Source organism: Microbacterium rhizophilum (genome assembly GCF_039605615.1).
Lineage (GTDB): Bacteria > Actinomycetota > Actinomycetes > Actinomycetales > Microbacteriaceae > Microbacterium > Microbacterium rhizophilus.
Map to the genome: position 1 here is coordinate 45641 of NZ_JBCNUN010000004.1, position 19462 is coordinate 65102.

18 protein-coding genes and 1 pseudogene are annotated in these 19462 nt (G+C 69.2%); 9 read left to right on the plus strand and 10 right to left on the minus strand.

Annotated features, from left to right (window positions below):
- Position 1: 1 nt before the first annotated feature.
- From AAD528_RS08665 to rpmH, 10 genes are all read right to left on the minus strand, one after another.
- The gene (locus AAD528_RS08665; protein ID WP_345751675.1) at positions 2-892 is read right to left on the minus strand and encodes an SDR family oxidoreductase; all 891 of its coding nucleotides are present in this window, start codon (positions 890-892) and stop codon (positions 2-4) included.
- A gap of 113 nt (positions 893-1005) precedes the next feature.
- Positions 1006-1992, minus strand: a complete 987-nt coding sequence (locus AAD528_RS08670) for a ParB/RepB/Spo0J family partition protein (RefSeq protein ID WP_345751676.1) — start codon at positions 1990-1992, stop codon at positions 1006-1008.
- Positions 1992-2933 carry a ParA family protein gene (locus tag AAD528_RS08675; protein WP_345751677.1) on the minus strand — a complete coding sequence of 314 codons (942 nt, stop codon included), beginning with the start codon at positions 2931-2933 and terminating at the stop codon, positions 1992-1994. The genes AAD528_RS08670 and AAD528_RS08675 overlap by 1 nt, the downstream gene beginning before the upstream one ends.
- A 163-nt stretch (positions 2934-3096) precedes the next feature.
- Positions 3097-4110, minus strand: coding sequence for a diacylglycerol/lipid kinase family protein (locus AAD528_RS08680; RefSeq protein ID WP_345751678.1), 1014 nt, complete (start codon positions 4108-4110; stop codon positions 3097-3099).
- Between the two features lie 512 nt (positions 4111-4622).
- Positions 4623-5258: a 16S rRNA (guanine(527)-N(7))-methyltransferase RsmG gene (rsmG, locus tag AAD528_RS08685; RefSeq protein ID WP_345751903.1), complete on the minus strand. Its 636-nt coding sequence runs from the start codon at positions 5256-5258 to the stop codon at positions 4623-4625.
- A gap of 2 nt (positions 5259-5260) precedes the next feature.
- Positions 5261-5752, minus strand: coding sequence for a Jag family protein (locus tag AAD528_RS08690; RefSeq protein ID WP_345751679.1), 492 nt, complete (start codon positions 5750-5752; stop codon positions 5261-5263).
- Between the two features lie 47 nt (positions 5753-5799).
- Positions 5800-6846, minus strand: coding sequence for a membrane protein insertase YidC (yidC, locus tag AAD528_RS08695; RefSeq protein ID WP_345751680.1), 1047 nt, complete (start codon positions 6844-6846; stop codon positions 5800-5802).
- 6 nt (positions 6847-6852) lie between these two features.
- Entirely contained in the window at positions 6853-7203 is a 351-nt protein-coding gene (yidD, locus tag AAD528_RS08700; protein ID WP_345751681.1) for a membrane protein insertion efficiency factor YidD, read from the minus strand.
- A complete protein-coding gene (gene rnpA, locus AAD528_RS08705; RefSeq protein ID WP_345751682.1) occupies positions 7200-7562 on the minus strand; it encodes a ribonuclease P protein component in 363 nt (120 codons plus the stop codon). The genes yidD and rnpA overlap by 4 nt, the downstream gene beginning before the upstream one ends.
- Before the next feature lie 27 nt (positions 7563-7589).
- On the minus strand, positions 7590-7727 hold the full coding sequence (rpmH, locus tag AAD528_RS08710) for a 50S ribosomal protein L34 (protein WP_043595303.1): 138 nt from the start codon (positions 7725-7727) through the stop codon (positions 7590-7592).
- A gap of 336 nt (positions 7728-8063) precedes the next feature.
- Between rpmH and AAD528_RS15510 the strand changes: the two are divergent.
- From AAD528_RS15510 to AAD528_RS08750, 9 genes and pseudogenes are all read left to right on the plus strand, one after another.
- Positions 8064-8250: pseudogene (locus AAD528_RS15510) on the plus strand (chromosomal replication initiator protein DnaA); the annotation flags it as partial.
- Positions 8223-9476 (plus strand): chromosomal replication initiator protein DnaA, encoded by a 1254-nt coding sequence (gene dnaA / locus AAD528_RS08715; RefSeq protein ID WP_375339601.1) that lies wholly within the window; start codon positions 8223-8225, stop codon positions 9474-9476. The pseudogene AAD528_RS15510 and the gene dnaA, both read left to right, overlap by 28 nt.
- Before the next feature lie 11 nt (positions 9477-9487).
- Positions 9488-10444 carry a D-2-hydroxyacid dehydrogenase family protein gene (locus AAD528_RS08720; RefSeq protein ID WP_345751684.1) on the plus strand — a complete coding sequence of 319 codons (957 nt, stop codon included), beginning with the start codon at positions 9488-9490 and terminating at the stop codon, positions 10442-10444.
- A 461-nt stretch (positions 10445-10905) separates the two neighbouring features.
- Complete coding sequence (dnaN, locus tag AAD528_RS08725; RefSeq protein WP_345751685.1) at positions 10906-12048, plus strand: DNA polymerase III subunit beta; 1143 nt, start codon at positions 10906-10908, stop codon at positions 12046-12048.
- Positions 12049-12427: 379 nt separating this feature from the next.
- Positions 12428-13717: a DNA replication/repair protein RecF gene (gene recF / locus AAD528_RS08730; RefSeq protein WP_345751686.1), complete on the plus strand. Its 1290-nt coding sequence runs from the start codon at positions 12428-12430 to the stop codon at positions 13715-13717.
- Complete coding sequence (locus tag AAD528_RS08735) at positions 13714-14205, plus strand: DciA family protein (RefSeq protein ID WP_345751687.1); 492 nt, start codon at positions 13714-13716, stop codon at positions 14203-14205. Before recF ends, AAD528_RS08735 begins: the two co-directional genes overlap by 4 nt.
- 122 nt (positions 14206-14327) lie before the next feature.
- Positions 14328-16385, plus strand: coding sequence for a DNA topoisomerase (ATP-hydrolyzing) subunit B (gene gyrB / locus AAD528_RS08740; protein ID WP_345751688.1), 2058 nt, complete (start codon positions 14328-14330; stop codon positions 16383-16385).
- A 46-nt stretch (positions 16386-16431) separates the two neighbouring features.
- On the plus strand, positions 16432-19002 hold the full coding sequence (gene gyrA / locus AAD528_RS08745) for a DNA gyrase subunit A (RefSeq protein WP_345751689.1): 2571 nt from the start codon (positions 16432-16434) through the stop codon (positions 19000-19002).
- Positions 18999-19403, plus strand: a complete 405-nt coding sequence (locus AAD528_RS08750) for a DUF3566 domain-containing protein (RefSeq protein ID WP_345751690.1) — start codon at positions 18999-19001, stop codon at positions 19401-19403. The genes gyrA and AAD528_RS08750 overlap by 4 nt, the downstream gene beginning before the upstream one ends.
- Positions 19404-19462 lie beyond the last annotated feature (59 nt).

Genomic DNA, 19462 nt, shown 5'->3' on the forward strand with positions numbered 1-19462 from the left:
GTCAGAACCCCTTTCCGCCGGTCACCGGCAGGACGGCGCCGGACGTGTACGACGCCTCGTTGCTGGCCAGATACACGTAGGCCCCCGCGAGCTCGGCCGGCTGGCCCGCACGGCCGAGCGGGGTGTCCGCCCCGAACCCCTTCACCTTGTCGGCGGGGAACCCGGTGGCGGGGATCAGCGGCGTCCAGATGGGACCGGGCGCCACCGCGTTGACGCGGATCCCCTTCTCCCCGAGTTCCTGCGCGAGCGCCTGCGTGAACGCGACGAGCGCCGCCTTCGTCATGGCGTAGTCGAGCAGCCCCGGGGCGGGGTTCGATGCCTGGATCGAGGTGGTCACGATGATGGATGCCCCAGGCGACATATGCGGCACGGCCTCCCGTGCGAGCAGCATCGTCGAGACCAGATTGGTGTGGAACGTGCGGTCGATCTCCGAGGCCGAGAGCGTGTCCACGCCGTCGCGCTGGCGCTGGTATGCCGCGTTGGGAATGAGGATGTCGAGGCCACCCAGCTCCTGCCGGGCGCTGGCGACCACGTCGATGCAGGCCCGCTCCTCGGTGAGGTCGGCTGGCAGCAGCACGCACTTCCGACCGGCCTCGCGCACGAGGCGCTCGGTGACCTGGGCGTCCTGCTCCTCCTCTGGCAGATACACGATCGCGACGTCCGCGCCCTCCCTGGCGTACGCGATCGCGACCGCGCGTCCGATCCCGGAGTCACCGCCCGTGATGAGGGCCCTGCGTCCCTCGAGCCGGCCGCGGCCGACCCAGCTGGTCTCGCCGTGGTCGGGGGTCGGATCCATCTCGTCCGTCAGGCCGGGCTGCGTGGGCTGCTGCTGCTCGGGGAACTCACCCGAGGGTTCACGCGGATCGTCCTGGCTGAGAGTGTCGTCTGTCACGAGGGCCTCCTTGGCGTGATGGTCTGTGTGCCTCACACGCTAGGGACGACACACGAAGGACCCCACCCCCTTGACGGGGATGGGGTCCGTGCATAGACGAAGACCTCGCAGGCTCAGTTGCCGTAGCCCTCTTCGCCGAGCTCGGTGAGGATCCGGTTGAGGTCCTGGATCGTCGCGAAGTCGATCTTGATCTGGCCCTTGCGGGAGGTCAGGTCGATCTTCACCTTGGTGTTCAGGCGGTCGCCGAGCCGGTCGGCGACGTCGTTGAGGAACGCCCGCCGCGCGCCGGGCTGCGGCTTGGGGGAGCGGGGGCCGGACTCGGCCGCGACGGTCTTGGCCGCGGACTCGGCGGCGCGCACCGACAGGTCCTCGTTGACGATCTTGTCCGACAGGCGCTGCATGGCATCCGCGTCCTCGAGCGACAGGATCGCGCGCGCGTGTCCGGCGCTCAGGACACCGGCGGCGACCCGCTGCTGCACCGGCACCGGAAGGCGCAGCAGGCGGATGGTGTTGCTGATCTGCGGGCGCGAGCGGCCGATCCGCTTGGCGAGCTCGTCCTGCGTGATCCCGAAGTCCTCGAGCAGCTGCTGATACGCCGACGCCTCCTCGAGCGGGTTCAGCTCGGAGCGGTGCAGGTTCTCGAGCAGGGCGTCGCGCAGCAGGTGCTCGTCCTCGGTGTCCCGCACGATGGCCGGGATCTCCGTGAGGCCGGCCTCGCGCGAGGCGCGCGTGCGGCGCTCGCCCATGATGAGCTCATAGGTGCCGTCGCCCTTGTCTCGCACGACGACGGGCTGCAGCACGCCGAACTCGCGGACGCTGTGGACCAGCTCGGCGAGGTCCTCGGGGTCGAAGTGCGTGCGCGGCTGGCGGGGGTTGGGAACGATGCTGTGCGGGTCGATGTGCACGAGGCGTGCGCCGGGCACCGCGACGAGCTCCTCCGCCGCCTGGGCCGTCGCGGCTCGCGTCGCGGTATCGGCCGCCTCCGCCGCCTTCTTGGTGGGGGCCCCGGGGAAGAACACGTCGACCGGGCGCGCCTCGCTCGACTCCGCCGTGGGGATCAGCGCGCCGATGCCCCGTCCCAGTCCCGTTCGCTTCGCCATCAGGCTTCCTCTCCCGCCGCGACGTTCGCGGCGGCCTCGTTGTGACTGCGCCGCACGATCTCGACCGCGGCCTCCCGATAGGCGATCGCGCCGGCCGAGTTGCCGTCGTAGGCGATGACCGTCTGTCCGAAGCTCGGAGCCTCGGAAATCCGGACTGACCTGGGGATCATCGTGTGCAGCACCTCGGTTTCGAAGTGATTGCGCACCTCATCGGCGACCTGCTGCGCAAGCTTGGTGCGCCCGTCGTACATGGTCAGCAGGATGGTCGACAAATGCAGCCGCGGATTGAGGTGCTTCTGGATCATCTTGACGTTGCCCAGCAGCTGGCTGAGTCCCTCGAGCGCGTAGTACTCGCACTGGATCGGCAGGAAGACCTCCTCCGCCGCCGTGAAGGCATTGATCGTGAGCAGGCCGAGAGATGGCGGGCAGTCGATCAGGATGAAGTCGAGCGGCGTCTCCTGCGCGCGCACGTGCTCGTCGATCGCGGTCTTGAGCCGCTGCTCGCGCGCGACCTGCGTGACGAGCTCGATCTCCGCGCCGGCGAGGTGGATGTTGCTGGGGGCGCAGAACAGCGTCTCGGACTCCGGGCTCTGCTGCACGACATCGGACAGCGGGAAGCCGTCGATGAGAACGTCGTAGATGCTCGGGGTGTCGGCACTGTGGGGGATGCCCAGGGCCGTCGATGCGTTGCCCTGCGGGTCGAGGTCGATCACGAGCACCCGGCCACCGAGGGAGGCGAGTGCGGCGGCGATGTTGACCGTGGTGGTGGTCTTGCCGACGCCACCCTTCTGGTTGGAGATCGTCATGATCCGGGTGCGCCCGGGGAACTCCACCTGCACCGCCTCCAGCGCGCGACGCCGCGCCGACAGATCGGCCAGCTCTCGTGCGAGAGGGGTGTCGTCGGGGAGTGCGAACGACGCCGCCTTCTCGGACTGTTTCACGTGAAACACTCTTCCCTTCGCGAGCAACTGGCCTCTCCCACTCTAACCGCCCGCACCGACACCCTCCGCGTGTCGCCCGGGACCCGCTCGCCGCATCCCTCGCTGGGTGAGGAGACGGGCGCAGCGATCGCCGACGTCCCACCACGTTTCACGTGAAACATCGTCACGCGAGCAGGCGAAGGGCCCTTCGCCTCACCTCGACCCGCACCGGCAGAAGGCCGATTCGCTCGCCGTCACCGTAAACGGCGGGACCGCGCTCCGGCGGATCGAGTGACTCGATCGTGACGGCGCGACCCGAGATGGCTCGCAGGTGCGCCGAGCGAAGGTGCGCGCCCGCGATCATGAGCGGGAACAGCCGACCCGCGGTCATCCGCCCCACATCCCGCGCGATCACGAGCTCGAACGATCCGTCGTCGATGCGAGCATTGGGAGCGATGCGGATGCCGCCGCCCAGCGTGGAGCCGTTCGCGGCGGTGACGAGCGCTCCGCGGTCCTCCCAGGTCACCTCGTGCTCGTTGCGGGCGTCCGGCGAGCCGACGAGCATCCCCGGAAAGCTCTCGAGCTGGCTGCGCTGCGGCGGAGTGAGCGAGACGCCCTGGACCGCGAGCCGATATCCCCACGAGCGATACCCCAGGATCTCCCGGATCGCGGCGATCACGTAGCGCGAAGATCCGCGCGGGAAGCGCATCCCGTTCGCGCGCGCGTTCACCGCCGCGTCCAGCCCAGCCGACACCGCACCGGCGACCCACCGGGCGGGGGCGTTCTCAACGCCTTCGCCCTCGACGTGAAGGAGGTCGACCACGCGGGGTTCCGCACCATCGGCGAGCCGTCGCACCAGCTCATCCACCGCGCGATCCGGATGCGAGGGAATGCGGGCCGCCGCCGCGAAGTCATTACCCGTGCCGACCGGGATCACTCCGAGAGGGATCTGCGTCTCGGCGACGGCCTGGATCCCGAGGTGCACCATCCCGTCACCGCCGACGACGACGAGCGCGATCACCTCGCCGACCTGCCGACGCACGTTGTCGAGAGCGACCTCTGCACTGAGGGCCGAAAGTCCGATCACGTCGAATCCTTCCTCGACGAGCCGACGCGCGAGGGTGGTGCCCACATCCTTGGCGCTGCCACCACCGGCGGTGGGGTTCACCACCAGCCCGACACGCCGCCGCTTCTGCACCTCTCCAAACTACCGGTGCCGAATGTTTCACGTGAAACGCGACGGCGCCCGGGGCCGGGGTTTCCACTCGAGCGCTGGCGCAGCGCTTCTCTTCCCTCGACTAGCGAGGAAGACACCCCAATTCGGGCCGGGCGGCACAGTCAGTTCCCTGCGGTCCGCTCACTCGACTCGGGCACCAGCGCGGCTCGCTCGATCCAGCAATGGAACATCATGGCGGGCGTTTCACGTGAAACACCCACCCCCCGACCAGGTCCTGCTTCGCTGGTGAGAGCCACCGAGCGCACAGAGGGGAGTTCGTCTGCACCGAACCGAGGCGGTTCAGGTGCTGCCGCACTCGCCCGCTCGATCGGCTGCCACTCGCTGCCGCGAGAGAGCGAGCCGTCGTCGCAGCGGAGCAGGTGCACGTACCCCGTGGCGCCCACGCCGCGACAGTGGGGGAGTGGAGGAGTGGAGCGAGCCACCGCCCACAGATCCGAGCGACGTTTCACGTGAAACATCCGCGTCGCGAGACCTCAGCCGCGGACGACAGCCCTCACCACGCGGGTCTCCTCGGTGAGCACACCCTCGCCCAGGACCTCGACGCGCACCTCCGACAGCTTGTACTTGCGGATCGCCTTCTGCGCCGCCTCGATCTCGCCGGGCGCGCCCATGCCCTTGAGCAGGATCAGCTCGCCGCCGTCGCGCGCGAGGGGCGCGACCCACGGGATCAGCTTGCGCAGCGCGCTCACGGCGCGCGCGGTCACGGCATCCAGCACGCCCTCATACCGACCCGCGTCCTTGGCCCGCGCGCGCAGCACCTCGACGTTCGTGAGGCCCAAGGCGGCGACCTGCTCCTCCAGCCAGGCGACGCGGCGCTCCATCGGCTCGATCAGCACCCACCGCACATCCGGGCGGGCGATCGCGAGCACCAGGCCCGGCAGACCGGCTCCCGATCCCACATCGCCGACGGTGCCGTCGGCGGGGAAGAGGGGAGCGGCGATCGCGCTGTTCAGGATGTGGCGCGTCCACAGGCGCGGCAGCTCCTGCGGGCCGATCAGCCCGCGCTCCTCGCCGTGCTCGGCCAGGGCCGCGGCGAACGCGCGGGCCCGATCGACGCCGTCGCCGAACAGCGCGGCCGCGGCCGCGGGCTCCGGCTCCAGGCCCTCCACGATCACGCCCGGCGGATGACGGTGTGGCGGTCCGCGCCGTCGCCGTACGACTCCGACACCAGACCGCGGTCGGCGACGATGTCGTGCACGAGCTTGCGTTCATAGCTCGACATGGCCGGCAGCGACGCCTGCGAGGCCCCCTCGTCGAGGCGGGCCACGGCGGCGTCGACCAGCTTCTCGAGCTGGCGCTGACGCGCGTCGCGCGAGCCGCCGACATCCAGGATCAGCCGCGAGAAGCGCCCCGTCTTGGCCTGCACCGCGAGACGCGTGAGCTCCTGCAGCGCCTGCACCGTGTCCGGGTGCGCGAGCGTCGACAGCGACTCGTCGTCGGACTCCACCGAGACGTACGCGCGGCCCTGCTTCACATCGAGCGTGAGGTCGCCGTCGATGTCGGCGATGTCGAGCAGGCCCTCGACGTAGTCGGCGGCGATGTCGCCCTCCGCTTCGAGCTCGGCGTCGCTGGGGGCGTCGCCCGTGACGGGAGTCGTGGTCATGTGCGTGTCCTCGGGATCGGAGACGAATAAAGCCTGATCAGAAGGTATTACTTGGCCGGGGATCCGACGGATCCGTCGTCATCGGGTCGCTGCGGGCCCTGCTTCTTGGCCCGCTGCTTGCTCATCGGCTGCTGACGCTTGGGCTGTGCGGCCTTTCGCTTCTCGTTCTCCTCGAGCAGGCGCTGCTGCTCCGCCTCGTACACGGCCATCGGCACGACCCGCCCCTTGGCGTCGAGGGCCTTGCCGCGGCGTGCAAGGCGCTCCTCGCGCGCCTTCGCGGCCTCGGATCCGGGGGTCGGCATCTCGCGGATGACGAGGAACTGCTGGCCCATCGTCCACAGGTTCGAGAAGAACCAGTACAGGACGACGCCGAGGGGGAAGAAGACGCCCGAGAAGATGAAGCCCAGGGGCAGGATGTAGAGCATGATGCGCTGCATCTGGTAGGCCTGGCCGGTCTTGGCCTCGGGGGAGAGGTTCTTCGAGATGATCTGCAGCTGCGTGTAGAACTGCGACGCGATCATCAGGATCACGAGCACGATCAGGATGATGATCGTCGCGGTCTGGCCGGCGGCCCACGCCTCGCCGAGCGTCTGGTGGAACGGCGCGATCTCGAACAGCTTGGCCGCATTGAACTGCTTCGTGAGATCGGCGCCCAGCAGGCCGACGCCGCCCACGCCCGCGTCCGCGTGGTGCTTCACGTCGCTCAGCGTGTAGTACATCGAGAAGAAGATCGGCATCTGCACGAGCAGGGGCCAGCAGCCGCTGAGCGGGCTGGAGCCGTGCTTCTTGTACAGGTCCATGGTCTCGCGGCTCATGGCCTCACGAGAGAGCTGATCGCGCTTGCCCTTGTAGCGATCCTGGATCTTCCGGATCTCCGGAGCGAGCTCCATCATCGCCCGCTGGCTCTTGATCTGCCGCACGAACAGCGGCACCAGCGCGCCGCGGACGACGAGCACGACACCCAGGATCGACAGCATCCAGGTGATGCCGCCCGTGGCCGGCAGGCCGACGCTGGTGAACAGCCAGTGCCAGGCGACGAGGATGGCCTCGACGGCCCACTTCAGGGGCCAGAGGATCGTTCCGAAGAAATCCACGAGGGATCAGTCCTTTCGAGCGGGCACGACGAAGCCGTGGGGAGTGAGGTCGTAGCGGAAGGCCCGGTGCGGGTGCACGTCATCCTGCCCGCCGGCCGCCCAGGGGTGGCAGCGGGCGATGCGCGCGGCGGCGAGCACCGATCCCTTGACGAGTCCGTGCTGCTGGACCGCGGTGACGGCGTAGGCCGAGCACGACGGGTAGTAGCGGCAGACGTCGCCGTAGAGCGGGGAGATCACGGCGCGGTAGCCGTGGAGGAGAGCGAGGCCGGCGTTGCGCGGCAGCAGCGGCACGGCCGACATCGTGCCCGAGACGTGGAAGCGCGCGTTCCCGCGGGCCGACGCCGGCAGCACGCTCATCGCGAGTCGCCCGATCCGGTGTCCGCGGCGGCGCGTCGGGCCAGGCAGCGCGTGACCTCGGCGCGCAGGTCGGAGAACGACGCGGTCGCGGCGGACGGCAGAGCGCGGATCACCACGTCGGCTCCCTCGCGGACATCCGGCAGCGCCTCGGCGCACACCGCCTTGAGGCGTCGACGCACCGTGTTGCGCGTGACCGCATTGCCGACGGCCTTGGACACGATGAAGCCGAACCGCGCGGCGCGCGGCTCGGCTGTCAGGATCACGTGGGTCACCGTGTTCGCCCCCGCGCACCGAGCGCCCCGACGGACGACGAGCCTGTAGTCGTCGCCGCGGGTGAGGCGCCTCGGCCGCGCGAGCACGGTCCAGCGGGTGGCCGGGAGAAGGTGTTACGCCGACAGCTCGGTGCGGCCCTTGCCGCGACGCGCGGCGAGGATCGCGCGGCCGGCACGCGTGCGCATGCGGGCGCGGAAGCCGTGCTTCTTGGCGCGACGACGGTTGTTGGGCTGGAAAGTGCGCTTGCTCATGGAATCACTCCGGAGAAGATGTCACCGGGATGGATGCTGCCGGAGACGTGGATGGTACGGGAATGCCGCGAAGGCATAAGTCAACCGACCTAGGTTACGTCCGCGCCTGTGATTCTCGCAAACCAGCGCGGCAACCTGACAGTATCTCCACAGCACCCGGCGCTCGCGCGCAGGGACACGCATCCCTCCCGCCACGGGGCGGCGCAGGGTTTGCCGTCGCGCCCCGCGGTGACTAGCGTGGCACCAGTTATCCACAGGATGAGCCGCATGATCGCGGCGCAGAGCCCTCACCCGAGAGGATGCCCTGTGGATCGTCCAGCACTCACGAGGGGGCCCATGTCCACGCACGACGACCCGTCCGGACAGCGGATCCCGGAGGTCCCCGTCTGGCGCGCCGTCCTGAGCGAGCTCGGGCGGGACGATCGCGTCACGCCTCCGATGAAGGGGTTCCTCAGTCTCGTCGTCGCCGAGGGCGTGATGGGCGGCACCCTGTATCTGGCCGTCCCGAACGACCTCACGGCGGCGCAGATCACCAAGCGCCTGCGCGAGCCGATCATGGATGCGCTCGCCCGGATCGGGGACGACGCGCAGTCGTTCCGCGTGACCGTCAGCCCCGACCTGTCCGAGGTGCAGCTGCCCGCGAGCCTGCCCCCGCTCGAGACCCCGCCCCCGCAGCAGCGTCCGGTCGAGACGCCGCCGGAGCCGCAGACCCCGAGCCGCAGCGACACGCGCCTGAACCCGAAGTACACCTTCGACAACTTCGTCATCGGCCAGTCGAACCGCTTCGCCCACGCCGCCGCGGTCGCGGTCGCCGAGGCGCCGGCCAAGGCGTACAACCCGCTGTTCATCTACGGCGACTCGGGTCTCGGCAAGACGCACCTGCTGCACGCGATCGGCGACTACGCGCAGAGCCTGTTCGCCGGCGTGCGCGTGCGGTACGTGTCGAGCGAGGAGTTCACGAACGACTTCATCAACTCGATCGCCAACAACCGCGGCGCCGCGTTCAACGCGCGCTACCGCGACGTGGACATCCTGCTGATCGACGACATCCAGTTCCTGCAGGGGAAGGCCGAGACGCAGGAGGCCTTCTTCCACACCTTCAACACGCTGCACGACCACGACAAGCAGGTCGTGATCACCTCGGACGTCGCCCCCAAGCACCTGACGGGCTTCGAGGACCGGATGCGCAGCCGCTTCGAGTGGGGCCTGATCACCGACGTGCAGGCACCCGACCTCGAGACGCGCATCGCGATCCTGCGCAAGAAAGCGCAGTCCGAGCGCCTGTACATCCCCGACGACGTCGTGGAGTACATCGCCACCGTCGTCTCCACGAACATCCGCGAGCTCGAGGGCGCACTCATCCGCGTGTCGGCGTTCGCCAGCCTGAACCGGTCGGATGTCGACATCCAGCTCGCCCAGAACGTGCTGCGCGACATCGTCGACCAGACCGAGGACAACGTGGTGTCGGAGAACGACATCATCACGGCGACCGCGGCCTACTTCAAGCTGACGGTCGACGACCTCTACGGTTCCAGCCGCTCGCAGGCCGTCGCGCAGGCTCGCCAGATCGCGATGTACCTGTGCCGTGAGCGCACCAGCCTGTCGCTGCCCAAGATCGGGCAGCTGTTCGGCGGCCGCGACCACACGACGGTGATGTACGCCTACAAGAAGATCAGCGAGCTCATGAAGGAGCGCCGCTCGATCTACAACCAGGTCACCGAGATCACGACACAGCTCGGCCGCCGCTGACGGCTCCTCCCATGACGCGCACCCTGGTCCTCCTCGACGACTACCAGGGTGTCGCGCGGGACCTCGCGCCCTGGCACGAGCTCGACGGCTGGCAGGTCCGCGCGGTGCGCGAGCATCATCCGGACGAGGATGCGCTCGTCGCCGATCTCGCGGACGCGACGGCGGTCGTCGCCATGCGGGAGCGGACCCCGTTCCCGCGTCGCGTGCTGACGCGCCTGCCGCGGCTCGAGCTGCTGGTGACGACCGGGGCGGCGAACGCGTCGATCGACGTCGCCGCGGCGCGGGAGCTCGGCATCACCGTGTGCGGCACCCGCGCGTCGGCGCACGCGGCCCCGGAGCTGTCGTGGGCGCTGCTGATGAGCGCGGTCCGCGACATCCCGGGACAGCAGGCGGCGCTGCGGGGCGGACCCTGGCAGACCGGCGTCGGCCGGGAGCTGTCCGGGCGCACGCTCGGCATCGTGGGCCTCGGGAAGATCGGCGGCCGGATGGCCCGCTACGCGCGCGCGTTCGGGATGGAGGTCGTCGCGTGGAGCGAGCACCTCACCGCCGACCGGGCCGCCGAGTGCGGGGCGAGCCTCGTGTCCAGGCACGAGCTGTTCTCCCGCGCCGACATCGCGACGCTGCACCTGCGGCTCTCGGCTCGCACGCAGGGCATCGTGGGCCGCGCCGAGCTCGAGGCCCTGGGCCCCGACGGCCTGCTGGTCAACACCGCCCGCGCCGGCCTGGTGGACACCGGGGCGCTGATCGCCGCCCTGTCGTCCGGGGCGCTCGGCGGCGCCGCGCTCGACGTGCACGACGAGGAGCCGCTTCCGCGCGGCCATCCGCTGCTGTCCGCGCCCCGCACGCTGCTCACGCCCCACATCGGATACGTCACCCGCGAGCAGTACGCGACCTTCTATTCCGACGCGTGCGAGGACGTCCGCGCGTGGGCGCACGGCACCCCGGTGCGCGTCATCGAGCCGTCCTGAGCCACCGGGTTTCCGGCATTCCGGAGCGGGTCCGCTCCGCCCTCGTGACGTATGCCTCGATCCGCGCTTGACAGCCCTCGGGCCCGGGCTCTATAAGACTTTCCCCACCTGTGGAGAACTTGTGGATAACTGTTGAGACACGCGCTGGCGGTTGTGAACGACACGCGAACGCGGTGTGGATGCGCATGTCACCCCGGATGTCGCGACCCCGTCTTCGTCCCCGATCCGTCCGCAGCGGATCCACATCTCACAACTCTGTAGTTCCCTACGCGCGACGGGGATCCACAGAGTTATCCACATTTTCCACAGGTGCTACTACGACTACAGATCACTTCTCTTCACCGGGACTCCGATGACCGTGACCGGCGATCGCCGTGGAATCACAGGAATCCTGGGTGGGCACTAGCATGGGAGGCCCACGGACGCGGATCCGTGGCTGCAGTCACCCGAGGGAGCCCTAAGTGAAGTTCCACGTCAATCGCGACGTCTTCAGCGAGGCCGTGTCGTTCGTCGTCAAGCTCCTGCCGCAGCGCAACCCGCAGCCGATCCTGGCCGGCGTCCTCATCGAGGCGACCGAGGACGGCGCCCTCGCGCTGTCGGCCTTCGACTACGAGGCCTCCGCGCGCACCACGATCGAGGCGACGATCGACGAACCCGGCACGATCCTGGTCCACGGCCGCCTGCTGTCGGACATCGCGAGCCGACTCCCGAACGCCCCCATCCAGATGACCACCGAGGACGACGGCAACATCGCCCTCACCTGCGGGTCGGCGCGCTTCGCCCTCGCGTCGATGCCCGTCGAGGAATACCCCGCGATCCCCGAGGTGACCGGCGAGTCGGGCCTCGTGCCGGCGGATGACTTCGCCACCGCGATCTCGCAGGTCGCGTTCGCGGCCTCCCGCGACGACGTCACCCCGGTGCTCACGGGCGTGCAGCTCGAGGTCACCGGCCAGCAGCTGAGCCTCGTCGCGACCGACCGCTACCGCGTCGCGCTGCGCGACATCGACTGGGACGGCGGCCAGCAGGAGGCGCACGCGCTGGTGCCCGCGCGCACCCTGCAGGAGGTCGGCAAGACCTTCTCGCACGGCGGCAACATCTCGATCGCGTTCTCCGGATCGGGCGACCGCGAGATCATCGCGTTCACCGCGGGCAACAAGACCGTGACGTCGCTGCTGATCAAGGGCAACTTCCCGCCGGTCCGCCGCCTGTTCCCCGAGCAGACCGACCACTACGCGGTCGTCAGCACCGCCGACCTGACGGAGGCGGTGCGCCGCGTGGCGCTCGTTCTCGACCGCTCGGCCCCGCTGCGCTTCACGTTCACCACGTCGTCCGTCACGATGGACGCGTCGGGCGGCGAGCAGGCGCGGGCGTCCGAGTCGGTCGACGCGCACCTGCAGGGCGAGGACGTCACGCTCGGCCTCAACCCGCAGTACCTGCTCGAGTCGCTCGCGGCGGTGAAGAGCGAGTTCGTGCGCATCACGTTCACCTCGAGCGACAACGCCAACAAGCTCAGCCCGGTGCTGATCACGAGCCAGACCTCGGTCGACCAGGCCGGCAAGGACTCGTTCAAGTACCTGCTGCAGCCGAATCTGCTTCTTCGGTAGCTCGCTTCGCTCGCGCCGCGCGCTGATCGATCGCTCGGCCGACACTTCGTGCCGGCGCTCGCGTTCGATGGACGTCGCAGGCTCCGTCGGGGCACGCTGGTCGGCCCCTTCGGGGCACGCTCCCTTCGGTCGCACAGGGGCACATGTCAGACCGGACGTGTACTGATTGAGTTGTCGTGGACGACCAATCAAGTGAGGAAGTGAAGCCCGTGCGAGCGAAGCGAGCGTGGAGCGGAGCGACTGCCGACCACCTCGAAAACGCGACATCCGCGGGATGGAGCGCCAGCGACAGCCTTCGATCACGAGTCCCGGCGCGAAGCGTCGGGCGAGCGATCGATCGCTCGCCCGAGCACTACCCCGCGAAGCGGGAAGAAGAATCATGATCGTGGAGCACCTGAGCTTGAAGGACTTCCGCAACTACGCGGAAGCCGAGCTCACGCTCCGGCCCGGGGCGAACGTGCTCGTCGGGCGCAACGGTCAGGGCAAGACGAACCTGGCCGAGGCGATCGCCTACCTCGCGACGCTGGGATCGCACCGCGTCTCGGCCGACGCGCCGCTGGTGCGCGAGGGCTTCGACGCCGCGTTCGTGCGCGCCCGGCTCGCGCACGGCGAGCGGCGCGTGACCCTCGAGCTGCAGCTCAACAAGCACGGATCCAACAAGGCGCGGATCGGCGGGTCGCCCGTCCGCACCAATGAGCTGCCGCGCTACGCGCAGGTGGTGCTGTTCGCTCCGGAGGATCTGCAGATCGTGCGCGGCGATCCGTCCGCGCGTCGCCGCTTCGCGGACCAGCTGCTGATCCAGCGCGCGCCGCGGATGTCCGCGGTGCTCGCGGACTACGACCGCACGCTGCGTCAGCGCACGGCGCTGCTGAAGTCGGCGCGGGCCCGTGGCCTGAAGTCGGCGCAGCTGCCGACCCTGGACGTGTGGGACGACAAGCTCGTGGCGCTCGGATCGGAGATCATCGACGCCCGGAACCGGCTCGCGCAGGATCTCGCGGCGCCGGTGGCCGCCGCGTACGCGGCGATCGCCGGGGAGGACCACCGGCCCGAGCTCGACTGGGCGCTGTCGATCCGCGGGGGGGACCCGGAGGCCAGCGAGGATGCCGCACCCGACGACCCCCAGGTCGCCGGCGGCAGCACCGCCGACCTGTTCCGCGCCGCGCTGCAGGAGAAGCGCGCGGCCGAGCTCGACCGCGGCCTCACGCTCGTCGGCCCGCACCGCGACGACCTGATCCTGCGCGTGCGGGATCTGCCGGTGAAGGGCTACGCCTCGCACGGCGAGTCGTGGTCGGTCGCGCTCGCCCTGCGGCTGGCGTCGGCCGAGCTGCTGCGGACGGAGTCGCCGGGCGGCGACCCGGTCCTGATCCTCGACGACGTGTTCGCCGAGCTCGACGCCGACCGCCGCGCGCGGCTCGCGGGCGTGGTGGCGGGCTACGAGCAGGTGGTCGTGACCGCCGCCGTCGCGGGAGACGTGCCCGAGGCGCTGCGCGTCAACGCGGTCCGCATCGAGGCCGGCCGTGTGCTCGGTCCGCTGAGCGAGAACCCGCTGGAGGGTTCGGCGCCCATCGCTTCGGCTCCCCTCGGTCGCTCAGCAATCGACACCCGGTCGCCGAGCGAGGCGCAGCCGAGTCGAGATGACCCGTCTGAACCAGGGAATGAGGTCGGATGAGCGACGACGAGATCCCCGAGACCATCTCGACGTACCTGCGGTTGCGCGGCCTCGAGCCGAGCCGGCGCGCGCAGTGGCGCAACAAGAAGAAGCGCCGCACCGACGACGACGAGAACCAGCCGTTCACGAAGGGCCGCGATCCCGGATCCCTCGGCGACGCGCTCGACAAGCTGACGCGCGCGCACGGGTGGGCGCCCCAGCTGGCGCGCGAGGACCTCGTGCGTCAGTGGGAGGACGTGTCCGGCGCCGAGACCGCGCAGCACTCCAGCCCCGTGTCCCTGACGGACGGCATGCTGACCATCCAGTGCGACTCCACGGCGTGGGCCAAGAACCTGTCCTACATGCGCGCGCAGATCCTCACGCAGATCGTGACGCGCTACCCCGAGGCGGGCGTGTCGTCGGTGCGGTTCGTGGGGCCGGACGTCCCCACCTGGAAATGGGGCCGCAGATCGATTCCAGGGCGTGGCCCGCGCGATACCTACGGCTAGGCGACCTCCGGGGGTGTCCGGGGCGATTTTCGCGCGCCTGCGGGCCTGTCACGGCCAGCGGCGTCGGTCGCGCTTGATAGGATGGCGGGGCACCCGAATACAGATGTGGAGCGCCCCCTCGCATGACGATCGACAACCCGGACGAGCAGAACGCGCCGACCGACCCGCAGGTCCCTGCGGCATCCTCGAAGAAGGTCGCAGGAGACTACGGCGCAGACGCCATCCAGGTCCTCGAGGGACTCGAGGCGGTGCGCAAGCGCCCCGGCATGTACATCGGATCCACCGGTCCGCGCGGACTGCACCACCTCGTGTACGAGATCGTCGACAACTCGGTCGACGAGCACCTCGCCGGGCACGCCGACCGCATCGTCGTGACGCTGCTCGCGGACGGCGGCCTCCGCGTCGTCGACAACGGCCGCGGCATCCCGGTCGACCCGCACTCGTCCGACCCGACCAAGTCGACGGTCGAAGTGGTGCTCACGATCCTGCACGCCGGCGGCAAGTTCGGCGGCGGCGCCTACGCCGTCTCGGGCGGTCTGCACGGCGTCGGCTCGTCGGTCGTGAACGCGCTGTCGACCCGCTTCGACGTCGAGGTCAAGCAGAAGGGCCACGTCTGGCGCCAGAGCTTCGCGAACGGCGGCACGCCGCTCGCGAAGCTCGAGAAGGGCGAGGAGACCGACGAGACCGGCACCACGATCACGTTCTGGCCGGACGACGCGATCTTCACCGAGACCACCGACTTCGACTACGAGACGCTGCGCACGCGCTTCCAGCAGACGGCGTTCCTGAACAAGGGCCTGCGCATCGAGCTGTACGACGAGCGCGCCGATTCGGCCGAGGAGGTCGAGAAGGAGGACGGCTCGACGGAGCTCGTCAAGCGCCACAACGTCTTCCACTACGAGCGCGGTCTGGTCGACTACGTCGAGTACCTCAACAGGGTGCGCAAGGCAGAGCGCGTGAACGAGGACATCATCCAGTTCGAGCAGGAGCAGGCGGACGGCCGGATGTCGGTCGAGATCGCGATGCAGTGGACGACGTCGTACAGCGAGAACGTGTTCACCTACGCGAACATGATCAACACGCACGAGGGCGGCACGCACGAGGAGGGCTTCCGCGCGGCACTGACGACGCTCGTCAACAAGTACGCGCGCGCGAACAACCTCATCAAGGAGAAGGACGACAACCTCACGGGCGACGATGTCCGCGAGGGCCTCACCGCCGTCATCTCCGTGAAGCTCGCCGAGCCGCAGTTCGAGGGCCAGACCAAGACCAAGCTCGGCAACACCGAGGCGAAGGCGTTCGTGCAGAAGGTCGTCGGCGACCAGCTCGTCGACTGGTTCGAGCGCAACCCCGCGCAGGCCAAGAACGTCATCCGCAAGGCGATCGACGCCGCGACCGCCCGCATGGCGGCACGCAAGGCCCGCGAGACCGCGCGGCGCAAGAGCGTGTTCGAGTCGGCCGCGATGCCCGACAAGCTCAAGGACTGCACGTCCAAGGACCCCTCCATCAGCGAGATCTTCCTGGTGGAGGGCGACTCGGCCGGCGGCTCTGCCGTCGGCGGTCGGGACCCGCACACGCAGGCGATCCTGGCCCTGCGCGGCAAGATCCTGAACGTCGAGCGGGCGCGCATCGACAAGGCGCTGGGCAACAAGGAAGTCCAGGCGATGATCCAGGCCTTCGGCACGGGCATCGGGCCGGAGTTCGACATCGACAAGGCGCGATACCACAAGATCGTGCTGATGACGGATGCCGACGTCGACGGCCAGCACATCACCACTCTGCTGCTGACGCTGCTGTTCCGCTACATGCGCGGCCTCGTCGAGGCGGGCTTCGTCTACCTCGCGATGCCCCCGCTGTACCGCCTGAAGTGGTCGAACGCTCCGCACGAGTACGTCTACAGCGACCGCGAGCGCGACGCGCTGCTGAAGGAGGGCGCGGCCGCCGGCAAGCGCATCCCGAAGGAAGCGGGCATCCAGCGCTACAAGGGTCTCGGCGAGATGAACGACCACGAGCTGTGGGACACCACGATGAACCCCGAGACCCGGACGCTGCGCCAGGTCACGATCGACGACGCGGCCGCCGCCGACGAGATCTTCTCGGTGCTCATGGGCGAGGACGTCGAGTCGCGCCGCTCGTTCATCCAGCGCAACGCGAAGGACGTGAGGTTCCTGGACATCTGACACCCGTCGGATCCGGATCCCTCACGCCACTTGAATCGGAAGACACATGACTGACGAGAACGACGAGCAGCGCCCCGACATCACGGCGCTGCACAACCACGGCCGCATCGACCAGGTCGACCTGCAGTCGGAGATGCAGCGCAGCTACCTCGACTACGCCATGAGCGTGATCGTCGGGCGCGCGCTGCCCGACGTTCGTGACGGCCTGAAGCCCGTGCACCGCCGCGTCGTGTACGCGATGTACGACGGGGGATACCGTCCCGACAAGAAGTTCTCGAAGTGCGCCCGCGTCGTGGGCGAGGTCATGGGTCAGTACCACCCGCACGGCGACTCGGCGATCTACGACGCCCTCGTCCGGCTCGTGCAGCCGTGGTCGCTGCGCTACCCGCTCGCGCAGGGCCAGGGCAACTTCGGCTCGCCCGGCAACCAGGGCGCCGCGGCGCCGCGGTACACCGAGACGAAGATGGCCGCGCTCGCGCTCGAGATGGTGCGCGACATCGAGCAGGACACCGTCGACTTCACCGACAACTACGACGGCGAGACGCAGGAGCCGAGCGTCCTGCCGGCCCGCTTCCCGAACCTGCTGGTCAACGGCTCTGTCGGCATCGCGGTCGGCATGGCCACGAACATCCCGCCGCACAACCTCCGCGAGGTGGCCGACGGCGCGCTGTTCGCCCTCGCGAACCCCGAGCTGCCCCGCGAGGAGCTGCTCGAGGGCCTGATGCAGCGCATCCCGGCCCCGGACTTCCCGACCGGCGCCCAGATCCTCGGCACGAAGGGCGTGCACGAGGCGTACCGCACGGGTCGCGGATCCATCACGATGCGCGCGGTCGTCGAGATCGAGGAGATCCAGGGTCGCACCTGCCTCGTGATCACCGAGCTGCCGTACCAGGTGAATCCCGACAACCTCGCGGTGAAGATCGGCGAGCTCGCCCGCGAGGGCAAGGTGAACGGCATCGCCGACATCCGTGACGAGACGTCGGGCCGCACCGGTCAGCGACTCGTGGTCGTGCTCAAGCGCGACGCGGTCGCGAAGGTCGTGCTGAACAACCTGTACAAGCACACCGAGCTGCAGACCAACTTCGGCGCGAACATGCTCGCGATCGTCGACGGCGTGCCGCGCACGCTCTCGCTCGACGGCTTCATCGGCTACTGGATCGCCCACCAGCTCGAGGTGATCGTCCGGCGCACGCAGTTCCGCCTGCGCGAGGCCGAGAAGCGCATGCACATCCTGCGCGGCTACCTCGCGGCGCTCGACGCGCTCGACGAGGTCATCGCGCTGATCCGCCGCTCGCCCACGGTCGACGAGGCGCGCGAGGGTCTGAAGGACCTCCTGAAGATCGACGAGATCCAGGCCGACGCGATCCTGTCGATGCAGCTGCGTCGCCTGGCCGCCCTCGAGCGTCAGAAGATCATCGACGAGGCCACCGAGCTCGAGGCGAAGATCGAGGACTTCAAGGCGATCATCGCCGACGAGATGCGCCAGCGGTCGATCATCCGCGAGGAGCTCACCGAGATCGTCGCGCGCTTCGGCGACGAGCGGCGCACGCACATCCTGCACGGCTTCGACGGCGATGTGTCCATGGAGGACCTCATCGCCGAGGAGGACATGGTCGTCACGGTCACGCGCGAGGGCTATGTGAAGCGCACGCGCAGCGACAACTACCGCTCGCAGCGCCGCGGCGGCAAGGGCGTGCGCGGCGCGCAGCTGCGCGCCGACGACGTGGTCGAGCACTTCTTCGTGACGACGACGCACCACTGGCTGCTGTTCTTCACGACCAAGGGCCGCGTCTACCGCACCAAGACGTACGAGCTGCCGGAGGCCGGCCGCGACGCCAAGGGCATGCACGTGGCGAACATGCTCGCGCTGCAGCCGGACGAGCAGATCGCGCAGATCATCGAGCTGCGCAACTACGACGCGGCCGAGAACCTCGTGCTCGTCACGCGCTCGGGCCTGGTGAAGAAGACCCGGCTCGCGGAGTACGACTCCAACCGCCAGGGTGGCATCATCGCGATCAAGCTGCGCGAGGACGACGAGCTGATCAGCGCGCTGCTGGTGAACTCGTCCGAGGACATCCTGATGATCAGCCGCGGCGGCCAGTCGCTGCGCTTCTCCGCCACGGATGAGGCGCTGCGGCCGCTCGGCCGTTCCACCTCCGGTGTCAAGGGAATGTCGTTCCGCGAGGGCGACAGCCTGCTCACGGCGAACGTCGTCACCGACGAGGGCTACGTGTTCGTCGTGACCGAGGGCGGCTTCGCCAAGCGGACGGCCGTGACCGAGTACCGCGTGCAGGGACGCGGCGGCCTGGGCATCAAGGTGGCCAAGCTGTCGGACGAGCGGGGCGGCCTGGCGGGCGGTCTGATCGTGTCGGCGGACGACGAGGTGCTCGTGGTTCTCGCCAAGGGCAAGGTGGTACGCTCGGCCGTTGCCGAGGTCCCCGCCAAGGGCCGCGACACCATGGGCGTGCTGTTCGCGCGCCCGGACAAGGACGACCGCATCCTGGCCATCGCCCGCAACAGCGAGCGCGCCGTTGCGGCTCTGGAGGAGACCGAGGGCGAGGCCGCGGTCGAGGACGCGTCCGAGTCCGCGCCCGAGACGACCGGAGAGAACGCATGAGCACGGTAGCCGACAAGCTGGCCAAGAAGTCCACCCACAAGACCAATGCCAAGCAGGTGCGCCTGCGCCTGGTGTACGTCGACTTCTGGTCGGCCGTGAAGCTGTCGTTCCTCGCGGCCGTGGCGCTCGCGATCGTGACGATCGTGTCGTTCTTCCTGATCTACATGGTCGTGCAGACGACCGGCCTGATCGCCCAGATGGACGAGTTCTTCCAGAGCTTCACGGACGGCAGCCTGTCGATCTCGCAGTTCATCGGCCTGCCCCAGGTGATGGCCTTCGCGACCATCGTGGCGATCCTGAACCTGGTGGTCGTGACGGTGCTCGGCGCCGTCATCGCCGGCATCTACAACCTCGCGGTGAAGGTGACCGGCGGACTGCTCGTGGGCTTCACCTCGAACTGACACACGCGGGACCGGCCCGATTCGCGAACGCCGTGCGGATCGGGTAAAGTCTCTGAGGT